General features: G+C 55.4%; 8 protein-coding genes and 1 pseudogene. 4 read left to right on the forward strand and 5 right to left on the reverse strand.

All coding sequences use genetic code 11. From position 1 onward, the window contains the following. Positions 1–2 precede the first annotated feature (2 nt). From H7846_RS04795 to treS, 5 genes and pseudogenes are all read right to left on the reverse strand, one after another. Positions 3–842 (reverse strand): EF-hand domain-containing protein, encoded by an 840-nt coding sequence (locus tag H7846_RS04795; protein ID WP_186695374.1) that lies wholly within the window; start codon positions 840–842, stop codon positions 3–5. A gap of 183 nt (positions 843–1,025) precedes the next feature. Beyond that, entirely contained in the window at positions 1,026–2,381 is a 1,356-nt protein-coding gene (locus H7846_RS04800) for a glycoside hydrolase family 27 protein (RefSeq protein ID WP_186695375.1), read from the reverse strand. A 72-nt stretch (positions 2,382–2,453) separates the two neighbouring features. Continuing rightward, a complete protein-coding gene (locus H7846_RS04805) occupies positions 2,454–3,185 on the reverse strand; it encodes a mechanosensitive ion channel family protein (protein WP_186695376.1) in 732 nt (243 codons plus the stop codon). A gap of 39 nt (positions 3,186–3,224) precedes the next feature. Further along, positions 3,225–4,439: a hypothetical protein gene (locus H7846_RS04810; RefSeq protein ID WP_186695377.1), complete on the reverse strand. Its 1,215-nt coding sequence runs from the start codon at positions 4,437–4,439 to the stop codon at positions 3,225–3,227. Positions 4,440–4,564: 125 nt separating this feature from the next. Further along, positions 4,565–6,289, reverse strand: a pseudogene (treS, locus tag H7846_RS04815) (maltose alpha-D-glucosyltransferase); the annotation flags it as partial. A gap of 175 nt (positions 6,290–6,464) precedes the next feature. Between treS and treY the strand changes: the two are divergent. The 4 genes from treY to H7846_RS04835 all read left to right on the forward strand — a co-directional run bounded on the left by treY (position 6,465) and on the right by H7846_RS04835 (position 15,270). Continuing rightward, positions 6,465–9,161, forward strand: a complete 2,697-nt coding sequence (gene treY / locus H7846_RS04820; RefSeq protein ID WP_186695379.1) for a malto-oligosyltrehalose synthase — start codon at positions 6,465–6,467, stop codon at positions 9,159–9,161. Further along, positions 9,154–10,902, forward strand: coding sequence for a malto-oligosyltrehalose trehalohydrolase (treZ, locus tag H7846_RS04825; RefSeq protein WP_186695380.1), 1,749 nt, complete (start codon positions 9,154–9,156; stop codon positions 10,900–10,902). Before treY ends, treZ begins: the two co-directional genes overlap by 8 nt. 208 nt (positions 10,903–11,110) lie before the next feature. Further along, positions 11,111–12,295 (forward strand): DUF5666 domain-containing protein, encoded by a 1,185-nt coding sequence (locus H7846_RS04830; protein WP_255460848.1) that lies wholly within the window; start codon positions 11,111–11,113, stop codon positions 12,293–12,295. 50 nt (positions 12,296–12,345) lie between these two features. Then, a complete protein-coding gene (locus H7846_RS04835) occupies positions 12,346–15,270 on the forward strand; it encodes a TonB-dependent receptor (protein ID WP_186695381.1) in 2,925 nt (974 codons plus the stop codon). Positions 15,271–15,324 lie beyond the last annotated feature (54 nt).

A 15,324-nucleotide genomic window follows, 5' to 3' on the forward strand; every position in this document is an offset into this window, starting at 1 on the left:
AGTCAGGGACGCGTTCCTTGAGGATGAGAAGCTTCATTGCTGTTGCCTTCGCGACGAGGCTGCTGAGGAGGCAGATTTGTGAAGTAGACGACAAGCTCGTCTTCAGTAAGAAAACCGTCGTGATTGGTATCGATGCTTTCAAACTGCTGTTGCATACGATCGGGAGCTTCGGCTTTCGCGATCTTGCCGTCCTTATTGGTGTCCCACTCGTCGAGCATGTGTTTGGCCCGGTCGACGGGTGTCATCTGTCTAGGACGGAGTTCTGCTGAGGAAAGTTCACCATCGCCATCTTTATCAAGAGACTTTAACGAAACTGGAGCAGCGGCGATCTCTTCGGCGGAGAGGATTCCGTCATGGTTGGTGTCGATAGCGTCCAGGATGGGATCCATACGAGTGGCATTGCCTGAGTGCTGAACACGTCCCTTGGGACCTGTCTGGCCCGCCGCTGAGGCACGAATCTCATCGGGTGTCAGTTTGCCGTCGTGGTTGATATCGGCTCGCGTGAAGAAGCCCTGAAGACGTTCCGGTACCTCGTCGCGAGTGAGAACGCCATCGCCATTGCGATCGAGCGCCATCAGACGCTGCACTGTTTCATCTGGTTTATTGGCGTTCGGATCGGCAGGATTGGGAAGATATTCGAGCGAGGTCAACTGGCCGTCATGGTCGAGATCGAGGGTGAGAAGTGAGGTGCTGGCGGCAGCGATTTCGTCCGCAGAGAGCTTGCCATCATGGTTGGTATCGAGCGCCAGAAATGCCGGCCGAAGTGGAGGTGCACCGGGCCCTTGTGCCAGAGCTGGGGACACAATCAGCAACAGAGAGAGTGATAAGTACTTACGATGCATGGGTCAGGTGCCGTACGCTGCCGGATGGATTGAGGACAAAAAGAGTCCTATTTCTTTATAGGACAAATTTAGTCCTATATCAAGGCGAATGTGAGTGGAGTCGTAGAATTCAAGTTAAATCGCAGATCCTGAGCGAAGCGCTGAAGGCGCATACGCTCAGGATGACACTTCAACTGAGTGATGTTATCGGGACGGGGTCAGTCGGAAGACCCTGGAAGCGTGCGAGTCGAGGGTGAAGTTGAGTTCGCTTGGCGGTGTTGGGACGTCCTGATTGGTGACGAGATCGGTAAGTTTGGGTGGACGAGCGGCGAAGTTGGTGTCGCGAAGGGCGTCGAGTTCGCGCCAGTCAAATTTAATGTCGGCGGATTCAGGTCCCAGATTGAAGAGGGCGAGCGTGAAAGAGCCGTCGCGGTTTTTGGTGAACCATGCCTGTTGTTGTTTGCTGCGGAGTTGTTGGATGTCGAGCGGTGATGCCGGTACGCCGGCCTGATTGATCGCGATGAGATTTTTGTTGGTGAGGATGGCGAGATCGGCAGGATCCATGTGGGTGAGATCGGTGCCGAGGTAGAGCGGAGCGCAGGAGATTGCCCAGAGAGTGAACATGGTCTGGCGCTCGGCTGGGGTAATGCCGTCTTTGTCGCCATTGCCGATCTCGATGGAGTCGAGGTCGTTCCAGCCGCCGGGTTTAGCGTAGGCGATCCAGGGGCGGAGATCGGAGAAGCGCTCGACGACTTTGGACCAGATGGTGAGATTTCCTTTGATAGCGGGATCGGTAGAGCGGCCGCAGGGGTAGCACTCGACATCGTTTTCAATGCGCCAGCCATTGGCGTTGGCGCGCCAGAGGGGAGCTTGATCGATGGACATCCAGTTGGAGAGCTCGAGCCAGATAGGACGATGGGTCGCAAGAATGGCTTGGTGCCAGACACGGAGTTCTTCGCGATTATCGGCAGGGAGATTGCCGCCACCGGGACCGACGAAATCGAGCTTGATGAAATCGACCTTCCAGCGGGCGAACTGGCGAAGCATGGAGAAGACATAAGTTCGAGCAGCGGGCTTGGAGAAATCGATTTTGTAGGAGCCCTTGTGAGTGCTTCCGGGAAGCGTAGTGATGGTGATGTCTTTGATATGCGCGTTGGTGCCTTCGATGATGGGGTTGGCATCGTACAGCTTCGGATCGATGCCAGGCATCATGTAGATGCCGAAGTGCAGTCCCTTGGAGTGGAGGTACTGGCCAAAGCCATCCATGCCGGAAGGGAATTTCGTGAGGTTAGCTTTGGGGATGCCGTGCTCGTCCCATCCGTCGGACCATCCTGCGTCTAGATTGATGTAGCGGTAGCCGTAGTCGGGGAGCTTAGCTGCGAAGAGTACATCCACCTGCGCTTTGACCGTTTCTTCGGAGACCTTGCCTCGCAGGAAAGACCAGCTACTCCAGCCCATGTAGGGGCGTTCGGCGAGCTTCGGCTGTGATTTGGTCTGAGCAGAGACAGAGAGAGACGCAAGGAGGACGATGGCCAGGAAGGAACGCATGGACGGAATCATATCCGCTTTTGGATATGAAAGAGAAGATAGATGAGTGAAAATAATCGACCTTCTCCTGGTTTCCGTAGCGCGTCAGAAGTGGCGGAGGGTCTCCGTAGTGGCCTGGGGTTTGTAGGTTGGATCGGTAGGAAGGACTTCGGTGTCCACATTCTTCTCGAGGGAGCGGCTAACGATGTCACGTGAGCCGAGCCCGATGGCGAGGGAGAGTGTGAGGACGATTCCTCCGAAGAGGATGCCGAATGCGAGGTCGACGACAGTGCCTCCGATCTCAAGGTGATCGAGAACGGTGGCTGCGGTGAGGACGAGCACGAGCCATTTGACTCCTACCGAAAGGAAGCGGGCATACTGGAGCCGGGCATTGACAGCCTCAATGAGAACAGTGCGAGCGAGATAACGGGCCAGCAAGGTTCCACCGATGAAGAGCAGGATGGCTCCTACGGAATGAGTCAGGTAGGGCAGAAGGAAGAAGGACATCTGCGAGTTGCCGGCGTAGGCAGCATCGAAGGCAGAGATGCCAATCAGAAAACCAAGGACGACACTGGCCCAGAAGACGGCGCGAGCGACCAGCAGTGTGGGGCCGTGTGAAGGAGCCCAATCGAGAGGAACGATGGGGTTGCGCGAGAGGCGTTCGTCGAAGCGGATGGCGGTGAGCAGGCGCTTCAGGAGCGCGGCCAGGATTGCGCCAATCGCAGTGAGGATGAGGACCGCCAGCAGCAGGGCGAGCAGTCCGGGGAGAAAGTTGGCCAGTGTGACGAGGGCCCGGTGTGCGGATTGGCTCAGGGCGAGTTCGACTTGTTGCCACATGGGCGATTCTCCTTACCTTGGAATGGTGATGGCTGACGGCTACGGATTGAAGCGATCGGGCCAGCGCCAGCGTGATACGAAATAAGGCTTATCGGTTTCAAAAGCCTGGGCGACCTCTTCGATGTGTCGTTCCGGCGAGGCGCCATTCTGAATCAACAAAAGGTGAGAGGCGACCCACGCGAGATAAAGCGGGATCAGCGCCCCCAGCAGGTGTCCTCGGTTGATAGTACGCAGACGATAGGCGAGTACAAAGTCATAGACGATGCGCACCCAGAGATTGTCGGGCATGCGGAAGGATTCCTGGGGGATGAGCGAGAGATGTTTGAGCCCAAGAAGCGTGTGTGGCGGAAGCACCAGCGCCCAGATCTCGTGCAGATTCGAATACGCGAGATGGAAGGACTGAAGCATGGGGGTGATGTCGATCGGTTCGGCGGGAGAAGTGGTCGAGGGGATCTCGCGCCGTGGGATGGTTGTGCGCATACGCTGCCAGAAGGCCGCGCGGGTGTCGATATCGGCAAAGAAGGAGCCGAGGATCTGGGTGAGAAGAGTATTGAGGTCGGGCGCGAGGGGTTGCGGAAACGACCGAGCCGGAACGTCGGCTTCACTGATCGAAAATCCGGCCACGGCGGCTTCGGAGACAGACCATAGCATTGCGTCGTTTTGATTCGTGGCGGTGAAGCGTTGCGCTGCTGCAGCAAGCCGTTCGGCCATACGGACCGAGAGGCCAAGATCTATGGCCAGAGGAAAACGCGGCTTTGCGCAGAAGAGCGCGCGGGTCAAGGGGTAGAGAAGTGCTGAATTGAGCAATCCTTCTCGCGCTCCCGGATGGTAATGGGAGACGGCGAGATCGGTGGGGGAAGAGAGAACTGTATCTGCCAGAGTGCGAATAGACTCCGGTGACATCGTGTGGGAATCTGCACCCAGCAGAAGGCAAGCCGATGCGTTATGTTCCTGTGCCAGCTTATATGTGTTCAGGTAGTCTGCCGCGGTAAGGACCCAGCTGATCGGCGAAGGAGCCGCCGTAGGGGTGTAGGGGAGCAGACGAAGATTCTGAGCTGGCGGGATCGATTCGAGGTTAGAGGATTCGGGTAAGGCAATCGATACGGACTGGCCGGGAAAGGCAGCGGCAAGATTTGCGAGAGTCTGTTCTAGAGCGTCGGGCGAAACCGTGGAGAGATGAACGAGCAGTCCGGTGCTGATGGAGGCATCGGGTGTTGCATCTGCTGGAGCGGAATGGATCGGCGTGGATGCCATTGTTGGTGAAGCAGTCCTAAATTCTTCTCTTTAAGAATAAAGCCGCTTTGTCTGGAACAAAGCTGGCTTGGATGATAATAAGCGTAACGGCGAGGGTTCGAAAGCCGCCAGGACTAAGATGCCGGCGCAGACGGAGCCTGTAGCTCGAGCCAGAAGAAGGAATAGGGAGCGAGCGTCAGCGGATAGGGTTGTTCTGTGACGACAGGAAATGGAACATAGCCCAGCATCTCGACTGGGGTCATTCCTGCGAACTCCGAGAGGTCGAGCGAAACCGGCTGAGCGAATCGGGAGAGATTGGCAACGCAAAGTACGGTTTCTGTGCCGGGAGAGGTCACGTCACGTTTTGGTTTGGTAGCGGTGTCTTCGCGTGAGCTTGAGTTCGGATTGTAATGCCGGATATATGCGAGAATCTTGCGATTTTCAGGGTCGAGAAACTCCAGTGTGCCGCGGCCAAAGACCTGAAAGAGCTTTCGCAGGGCGATCATATTGCGGGTCCAGTGCAACAGGGATGAAGGGTCGGCAAGTTCGGCTTCGACGTTGACGGCCTGATAGCCGTAGACGGGGTCCATGATGACAGGAAAGCTGAGGCGTGCCGGATTGGCGGTAGAGAAGCCTGCGTTGCGATCGGAGCTCCACTGCATGGGGGTGCGTACGGCGTTGCGATCGCCGAGATAGATGTTGTCGCCCATGCCAATCTCGTCACCGTAGTAGAGGATTGGGGTTCCTGGAAAACTGAGAAGAAGGGAGTTGAGCAGCTGAATCCGCTGGCGATTGTTATCAAGCAGTGGAGCAAGCCGGCGACGAATCCCTGAATTGACGCGCATACGAGGATCGGCCGAGTAGGCGAAGTACATATAGTCGCGCTCGTCGGAGGTCACCATCTCGAGGGTGAGCTCATCGTGGTTTCTGAGAAACAATCCCCACTGACAGGAGTCTGGAATGGGCGGAGTGCGCGCCATGATGTCGGTGATGGGGAGGCGGTCCTCCTGCCGCAAGGCCATGTAGATACGTGGCATAAGCGGGAAGTGGAAGGCCATGTGGCACTCGTCACCATCACCGAAGTACGGGCGGACATCCGGAGGCCACTGGTTGGCCTCGGCAAGTGTGAAACGATTTGTGTATTCAGCATCGATTGCTGCCCGCAGTTGCTTAATGATGGCGTGCGTTTCGGGAAGGCTCTCGCACATGGTGCCGTCACGCTCGACGAGATAAGGGATGGCATCGAGGCGGAGTCCATCTACGCCGAGATCGAGCCAGAAGCGCATGGCCTTGAGGACCTCTTCCATTACGGCGGGATTATCGAAGTTCAGATCGGGTTGATGCGAGAAGAATCGATGCCAGTAAAAGGCGTTCGCTGTGTCGTCCCAGGTCCAGTTGGACTTCTCGGTATCGGAGAAGATGATGGGGACGCCTTTATAAATCTGGTCAGTATCGGACCAGACATAGAGGTTACGTTCCGGAGAACCTGGAGGAGCGAGGCGGGATGCCTGGAACCAGGGATGCTGATCGGAGGTGTGATTAATGACGAGCTCAATCAGGACCTGCATGTTGCGCTGGTGCGCAGCGGCGAGGAAACGCTTGAAGTCTTCGATGGTGCCGTAGCTGGGATTGACGTCGGTGTAGTTGGCGATGTCGTAGCCGTCATCCTTGAGTGGCGAAGGAAAAAAGGGGAGAAGCCAGAGGCAGGTGACCCCGAGATCCTGTAGATAATCGAGCCGGGAGATGAGCCCGGGAAAATCTCCAATGCCGTCGCCGTTCGAGTCTTGAAAGGTGCGAACGTGAAGTTCATAAAGAACTGCATCTTTGTACCAGAGGGGGTCTGTAGCGCTGCCGACTTTCTTCACGATCATTTGGCTCTCTGGGTGAGAAGATGCATCGAATGCGTCTCCGGTTGCAGGGGATCAATCTATATCCAACATTCTGTAGGTACAACCAAAAACAACAGGTTCGCTTCCTAAGAGAAGGCCGCAAATCGGTTCTCGCGTCTCCCTTTGATTTTATCTACTGTTTCTGACCGAGTTGTCCATGTTGCGTGTTCCCATCTCTACGTATCGTCTTCAACTTCACAAAGAATTTACATTCGAGGATGCTCGATCGATCGTGGAGTATCTGCGCGACCTTGGAATATCGCATGTGTACTGCTCTCCTTACTTGCAAGCGGCTCCCGGAAGTATGCATGGATACGATGTGGTCTCGCATCAGGCCGTGAACGTGGAACTGGGGGGTGCAGAGGGGCATCGGCGTTTCACAGAGCGGCTCAAGGAGTTGAGGATGGGACAGGTGCTGGATATCGTGCCGAACCATATGTCCCTGGGGAGAGAGAATCGCTACTGGTGGGACGTACTGGAGAATGGAGCGTCGAGCCGGTATGCGTCATTTTTCGATATCGACTGGCAGCCAGTAGAAGAAAGGCTTCGGGACAAGATTCTTGTTCCTATCCTGGCCGACCAGTATGGGAGAGTGTTGCATCAGGAGGGAATCCGCCTTATACGCGAAGGAAGTAGTTTTAGCGTTGAAGCGGCCGGGCAGACACTACCCGTGGCACCGCAATCGCTACAGACGATTTTAGGCAGGGCGTCGGAGATAGCGAGATCGAAGACGCTCAGTTTTCTAGCGGCATCTTTCGGGAGGTTGCCGTCACCGCCTTATGAAGACCGTCGGCGGGTTCTTGCACTTCATAACGACAAGATGGTGCTGTACTCACTTCTAAAGCGAGTGTGTGAAGAGGAGCAGGGTGTCTGCGAAGGAATCGATCGATCGGTTGAGGAATTGAACAGCAGTGAAGATGCGTTGGATGATTTTTTGAACGAACAGAACTACCGATTGGCTTATTGGAAGACCTCGGGACAGCAACTGGGCTATCGCAGATTCTTTGATGTGAACTCGCTGGTGGCATTGCGGGTGGAGCGCGAGCACGTCTTCGAAGAGACACATGCTCTTGTGCTGGAGTGGCTGCAACAAGGAGCTCTAGATGGCGTTCGGGTGGACCATCCTGATGGTCTGCGTGACCCGTTGGAGTATCTCCGCAGATTGCGTGAACGGGCACCGGGTGCCTGGATTATCGGCGAAAAGATTCTGGAGCCGGGGGAGTTTCTTCGAGAGAACTGGCCGATCCAGGGTACGACGGGATATGACTTCATGTATGTCGTCGGAAGTCTTCAGCTATGGCCACAAGGGCTGGAGGAGCTTACGGGAATCTATTACGGATTTATTGGCAAAGAGATGGCGGCATCTCTTTCGGACTACGCTACGCTGGCCCACGATAAGAAGATCAATGTTTCGCAAGAGGCGTTAGGGAGTGATGTAAACCGTCTAACCTCGATGTTTGTGGAGATCTGTGAGTCGAATCGGGACCGACGCGACTACACGCAAGCCGAGGTCCGAAGAGCCATTCGTGAACTGGCTGCGTGCCTTGATATCTACCGCACCTATGTTGTTCCCGACCGGAACGAGATTACAGAGGAAGATCATGCGCACATTGCACAGGCGGTTGAGTGCGCAAAGGAGAGGCGTCAGGATATCGATGGCGACCTCTTCGATTTTTTGTGCGATGTTTTGACACTACGGATCACGGGGAGACGAGAAGCCGAGTTTGTTCTGCGCTTTCAGCAGTTCACCGGGCCGGTGATGGCAAAGGGTGTGGAAGATACAGTGTTCTATTGCTACAACCGGCTCTCCGGGATGAATGAGGTCGGAGGAAACCCGGTGGGTACAGGAATCGATGTGGCGGAGTTCCACGCGTATTGCGAGAAGATGCAGGCGACTCATCCGTTGACGATGACAGCGTTGGCGACTCACGATACCAAGCGCAGCGACGATGTACGAGCGCGTTTAGCGGTGCTTACGGAGATTGCACCACGATTTGGATCGTCTATTCAGCGATGGGCAAGGATGAATGCGGGGTTTCGCAGACGATCGGTGACGGGGGCGATGCCAGACGCGAATACAGAGTATCTCTACTACCAGACTTTGATTGGTGCATGGCCGCTGACTGTTGATCGCGCTCAGACTTACATGCTGAAGGCTGTACGTGAGGCGAAGATGCAGACGTCGTGGATTGCCAACAATAAAGAGTTTGAAGATGCGTTGATGGAGTTTATCGCTCGAACGCTGGAGCATGCTCCTTTCGTGAAGGAGCTTGAGCAGTTCGTTGAGCGCGTAAAGAGCGCAGGGAGAGTGAACTCACTGACGCAAACACTGATGAAGCATACGGTACCTGGCGTTCCAGACCTTTATCAAGGGACGGAAGTATGGGACCTGAGCCTGGTCGATCCGGATAACAGACGACCAGTCGATTATGAGCGGCGCAGGCAATTGCTTGCTGATATGCAAGCTCTAACCGGCCCCGACATTGCCGCGCAGATTATGCAGAACGCCGAAGAGGGGATGCCGAAGATGTGGGTGATTCATCAGGCGCTCAGGCTAAGACGTGAACATCCGGAATGGTTTGGGGCGGAGGCGGGTTATCGTCTGTTGGGCGTAGAAGGCGCGCGCGCAGAATATGTGATCGCATATCTGCGAGGAGATTCCGTAGCCACGATTGTGCCGCGATGGATGTTGAAGCTGGCGGGTGCATGGAGAGATACAGCCATCGCTCTTCCCGATGGCAGATGGGTAAATCGCCTTACTGGAATGATGGTGCAGGGGAGAGTGGCGATGAAAAACCTGTTTCGTGAATTTCCAGTTGCGCTACTGGTGCGGGAGGATGCGCGCGATGCATGAGTTTCGCGTATGGGCTCCGAACGTAAGGAAGATTGCGGTTCGGGTGGGATCAATGGATTACCCGATGCAGCCTGTTGGAGAACATGGTTGGTGGAGAGCTGAGGTAGAAGAAGCTGGTCCGGGAACGGACTATTCTTTTCTGCTGGGAGATGATCCCACGCCGTATCCGGACCCAAGGGCAATGTGGATGCCGAACGGAGTGCATGGACCTTCTCGCGTATACGGGACTGGCCGGTTTGCATGGAGTGATCAGCGATGGCAGGCCCCTCCGCTTTTCAGCGGAGTGATCTACGAGATGCATGTCGGGACGTTCACGCCGGAGGGGACGTTCGATGGCGCGATTACGAAGTTGGATTATCTTGCGGAACTGGGCATTACTCATGTCGAGTTAATGCCGATTGCCGAATTTCCTGGCGACTTTGGCTGGGGATACGATGGCGTCGCCTTATTCGCAGTGCGCGAAGCCTATGGAGGGCCAGATGGCCTGAAGCGATTTGTCGATGCCTGTCATGTGCGGGGATTGGCTGTGCTGTTGGACGTGGTCTATAACCACTTCGGGCCGGTGGGGAACTATACGGGAAAGTTCGGACCTTACCTTACAAATCGTCATTCCACTCCGTGGGGCGAGGCGGTCAATCTGGAGTTTGAAGAGAGCGATCAGGTACGGCGGTTCTTCTGCGATAACGCTTTGATGTGGATGGAGGAGTACCACATCGATGGACTCCGCCTGGATGCTGTGCACGAGTATATGGACCGATCGGCGATCCACTTTATGGAACAACTTGCAATGGAGGTGGAAGAGCTTTCTGCGCGCTTGGGAAGGCAGTTCGTGCTGATTGCAGAGAGCGATCTGAATGACCCGCGTGTCGTTCGTTCGCGTGAGGCAAATGGTTATGGGATGGATGCCCAGTGGAACGATGATTTTCATCACTCGCTCTTTACGGTGCTTGATTCGGATGCTCCAAGAAAAGGCTATTACGGCGACTTTGGCACCATGGCGAGTCTGGTCAAAGCGCTTACACAAGGTTTTGTGTATGACGGGATGTACTCCGAATATCGTCGACGGGTTCATGGGCGTCGTGCGGAAGGGCTATCGATGCATCGCTTCGTGGGGTTTATCCAGAATCACGACCAGGTAGGAAACCGAGCTATTGGCGATCGCCTGGAACACATCGTCGGGCTGGATCGAGCGAAGGCAGCGCTCGGTCTGGTACTGACTGCACCGTTTATTCCCTTGTTGTTTCAGGGTGAGGAGTTTGCCGCCTCTACTCCGTTTCAGTACTTTGCCCATCATGAGGATCGAGAGATGGCCCGGTCGGTTTCTTGGGGACGTAAGAGGGAGTTTGCGGCCTTCGGGTGGCGTCCAGAAGAGGTGCCTGATCCGGAGAGCAGGGCGACTTTTGAGAGATCTAAGCTCCAGTGGGGTGAGATCGGTGAGAGACCGCATGCGGAGATGCTGGATTGGTGCAAGCGCCTGATTGCCTTCCGGCGGCATTCGGCCTCGTTGAATCAGGGGGAACCAGGAACGACACAGGTCCGTTTTGACGAGGTTGGCCGATGGCTCGTGATGGACCGAGGTGAGGTGCGGTTCCTGCTGAACCTGGGAGAAAATCCGGTTGAGTTCAATAAGAACGACGATTATCGCCTGGTGCTCTCGTCCAATCCGGATATCGAGATTCATGGGGCGGGCATCTTATTGGCGCCATCCCGATGTGCCATTCTTTGGAGATCCACTGTCTAGTAATGGGCTGATTTTTCCCATTCGGGACGAAAATCCGAGAGAATAGAGTGTCGGTTTCAAGAGGGATTCTCACCTTGGAATCTCGTCACACTCCGGAAACTTTTCAAATTCCACAGCGTCTTTCACGTACAGAACCACACGGAAAGACGTGCGGCACGGTAACTGCGTGACCATTACCAGATTTTGTGTATTTTTTGGACGGACAGACATGATGTGGACGAAGAAAGCTGTTTTGGCGGTTTCTCTCATCGTTACGGGAATTGGGGTAGAAGGGGCGCAGCCATATGCTGTGGCACAGGGCGCGCCCGCTGCAGCTCGCCAGATCGGAACTGTTAAGGCGGTTTCCGGTAACACCCTGACGCTGGCTACGGATAATGGTTCGCAGGTCAGCGTAAGCGTCGCGGAAGGCGCCCGCATTCTCCAGTTGGCGCCCGGCAGCACGGATTTGAAGTCGGCCCAGCAGATTGCCTTGAGCGATATTGCTGTGGGCGACCGTGTTCTGGTGACAGGAAAGGCGGCGGACGACAGCTCGTTCGCCGCGTCTCGTGTCATCTTGATGAAGTCTACTGCCATCGCGCAGAAAAATGAGTCTGAAAAGGCCGATTGGCAGCGACGGGGAGCAGGCGGTCTGGTTAATGCCGTCAATGGCACGACGCTCACCATCTCTTCCGGAACCAAAAAGATTCAGGTCGAGACGACAGCGGCTACGAAGTTCCGGCGCTATGCCGAGGATTCGGTCAAGTTTGAAGACGCGAAGCCGGGGACTCTGGATCAGATCAGGGCGGGTGATCAGCTTCAGGTGCGAGGCAATAAGTCCGAAGATGGATCGACGATTCAAGCCGAGGAGATTGTAAGCGGAACTTTCAAGAACCTGGCTGGAACGATTGCAACGCTGAATCCTGCCGCCAACACCATGACGCTTAAGGACCTTGCGACGAAGAAGACCATGACCGTCAGTGTTACCGCCAATTCTGACCTGCGGAAGCTGCCTCCTGAGATGGCGGCGCGACTTGCGGCTCGTGCGCGCGGAGGTGCTTCGTCGAATGGAGAGAGAGGCGCGGGAGGACCTCCTCCTCAAGGCGCTGCCGGTGCGGGGACCCCGCATGAAGCTGGAGCAATGGGTCGTCCGGCGCGGGCCGAGGGAGGCGATCTGTCCCAGATGCTCTCCCGCCTGCCGACCGAGACACTTGCAGATTTGAAGACGGGCGATGCCGTAATGATTGTTGCCACGGAACTAACGCCGGGCAGCGACAAAGTAACCGCCGTGACAATGCTTTCAGGAGTGGAACCGATCCTGGCAGCAGCGCCGAGCGGGTCTCCAGCTATGACGCTCTCACCGTGGAATTTGGGCGGTGGAGCGGCAGCGGCTGAGAGCGCAGGCGGCCCACAGTAAGAGAACGCACTCCCTGGTCGAACTAAGAAGTGATTGTATGAGGAGAAGGAATGGGATTTCGCAGGACACTGAAGGTCTTTTTGTTTCTTTTGATTGCCTTGATGCCTCTGGGGCTGAGAGCGCAGTCCGCAGGAGGGACGGTGCATGGCACCGTTACAGATCCTGATGGAGCGGTGATTCCAGGGGCGGCGGTTACGTTGACTCCGCCGAAAGGGAAAGAAGTTGTTGTTCAATCAAAAAACGACGGCAGTTATTCAGTCTCTGGTGTAACTCCGGGAACATATGCTGTAACTGCGACGATGACCGGCTTCGCGACGTTTGTGCGGCAGAACGTTCATGTCACAGCAGGGCAGTCGCTGGAACTTGATATTAAGATGGCCCTCCAGGTGGAGTCGCAGGAGGTCCAGGTTACGGCGCAGAATCAGCAGGTCAGCGTAGATGCCGACAGCAATGCCAGCTCGACAATCATCAAAGGTAAGGATCTGGACTCGCTCTCCGACGATCCAGACGAGCTTTCGTCTGAGCTTTCCGCGCTTGCTGGACCCTCTGCCGGTCCCAGCGGTGGCCAGATCTACGTCGATGGATTTACCGGCGGCCAACTTCCTCCGAAGTCCTCGATTCGTGAGATTCGTATCAACCAGAACCCGTTCACGGCTCAGTACGACAAGCCGGGCTATGGACGTGTTGAGGTCTTCACCAAGCCGGGCACCGATAAGTTCCATGGGAGCTATAGCATCCAAGGTGGCGACAAATCCTTCAACACCTCCAATCCCTTTCTTGGCCCGGGCAATACGCAGCCGGATTACCACACGGTCTTTATGATCGGGAGCATCAACGGGCCGATCAATCACTCTTCATCGTTTACAGTCGGAGGCTCGCACCGCAATATCGAGGACAACTCGATCGTGAACCCGGGTGGTTTTTATGCCAGCTCGGCGGACGCGACGAAGCCTTGCATGCCGGGGGATCTAACCTGCACCTACTATCCCTCGATTCCGGCGTCGGTACGCGCTGTGGCGCATCCGCAGACGCGTAGCGATATTTCACCACGAGTCGATTTTGCTCTGGGTGAGAAGAATACGCTGACCATCCGCTACCAGTACTACGTCAATGGGACGAAGAACAACGGAGTGGGCAATACAACCCTGGCGACCGCTGGATACAACAGCGAAGCGACAGAACACACGATCCAGGTGAGCGATACGCAGATCGTGAGCTCGCGAGTCATCAACGAGACCCGGTTTGAATATCAGCGGGATTACTCGACACAAGACCCGCTCAGTACCGATCCGACGCTCTCAGTTCAGGGTATCTTTACGGCTGGGGGTTCGAGCCAGGGTAAGCAGCACAGCACTCAAGACCATATTGAAGTGCAGAACTATACATCGATTGCTCTTGAGAAACACTTTCTCCGCTTAGGCGGAAGACTGCGGACGACGTCAGAGTCGTTGACCTCCTATCAGGGCGCGAATGGGACGTTTACCTATTCCTACCTTCTCGATCCGTGCACCGATCCAAATCCAAGCATCAAGAAGCCAAGCAATTGTGCTTCCAATGTGACGGTACCCTGCGACAAGCTGAATTCGGGTATCTCGTCATATCAATGCGGTATTCCAGGACAGTATGCGATTACGGCGATCAATAAGCCTACAATTCATGCTCGTCTTACCGATGTAGGACTTTACGCAGAAGATGACTGGAAGCCAAAGCAGAATCTGACGGTCAGCGTTGGAGTCCGTTACGAGGCGCAAAATGTCATCAATAGTGCCCACGATATTGCTCCACGCGTGTCTTTCGCCTGGGGTATTCCCCGGGGCGGAGGCAAGTCGCCGGTGACAGTGATCCGTGGAGGATACGGCATCTTCTATGACCGTTTCTCCCTGGACAATTACGCCAACACCCTTCAGCTCGATGGCTCGGCGCAAGTTCGATCGACCTATATCAATCCTGGTAGCTCTTGTGGTCCGCAGGATCCAAGTGGTTGTGGCACTGCTACAGCAAGCCGCGGAACCATCTACTCCTTGGGAGACGGGATTCGTAGTTCGTATACGCTGCAGGCTGCTATCGGTATCGACCAGCAGATTGGGCGCGTGGGAAAAATCTCGGTTAATTATGTAAACTCTCGCGGCCTGCATGAGTACTTGAGCCGGAACTACTTTGACCCTGCTACTGCAAACAGCTCATATAACTATCAGTTCCAGTCGGGAGGGGTCTATCGTCAGAACCAACTGATGGTGAATGGAAACAGCCGTCTGCGTGGTGTAAATCTGTTTGGCTTCTATGCGCTTAGCTTTGCGGATGCGAATACAACGGGAGCGAGTTTCTTTCCCACCAGCAATACGAATACCCGGGCCGACTATGGTCCAGCGAGTTTTGCTCGTCGCCAATTTGGAGTCTTCGGCGGCAGCATGAATTTTCGTTATGGTATTACGGCTAGTCCATTCTTGATCGCGATGGCCGGACAGCCATACAACATCATTACCGGTCTCGATCCGAATGGGACATCGATCTATAACGCTCGGCCGTATTTTGTGAATGGAAATCGCGGTAACTGTGCGAACCCTGCCGACTTCAGTGCAACACAGACCGGCGGTCTTGTCGCGGTTCCATATAACTATTGCACGGGACCGGCGAATGCTACCTTCAATCTTCGGTTAGCCAAGGTCTTCGGTTTTGGGCCGAAGATTGGTGGAGCGAATTCTGGAGGCGGTTCAGGGCCGCAGGGGCAAGGACGACATGGCGGTGGTGGCCGAGGTGGATTTGGCCCGATGGGCATGAGCGCAAGTTCTGGACATCGCTATACGTTCACGCTCGGAGCGCAAGCGATGAACCTGTTCAATATGGTCCCTTACGGAACTCCGACGAGCAGCTTGAGCTCTCCGCGGTTTGGTCAATTTACCACGCTGGCGACAGGGCCATTCAGCTCGCAGACAGCGGTGCGGCGCATCATGCTGCAAGCCACGTTCAACTTCTAACCTGAACCAGAAAAAACGAAAAGGCGCGATCCTTCTGACGATCGCGCCTTTTTT

It is taken from the genome of Edaphobacter sp. 4G125 (assembly GCF_014274685.1).
In the GTDB taxonomy this organism is placed as follows: Bacteria; Acidobacteriota; Terriglobia; order Terriglobales; family Acidobacteriaceae; genus Edaphobacter.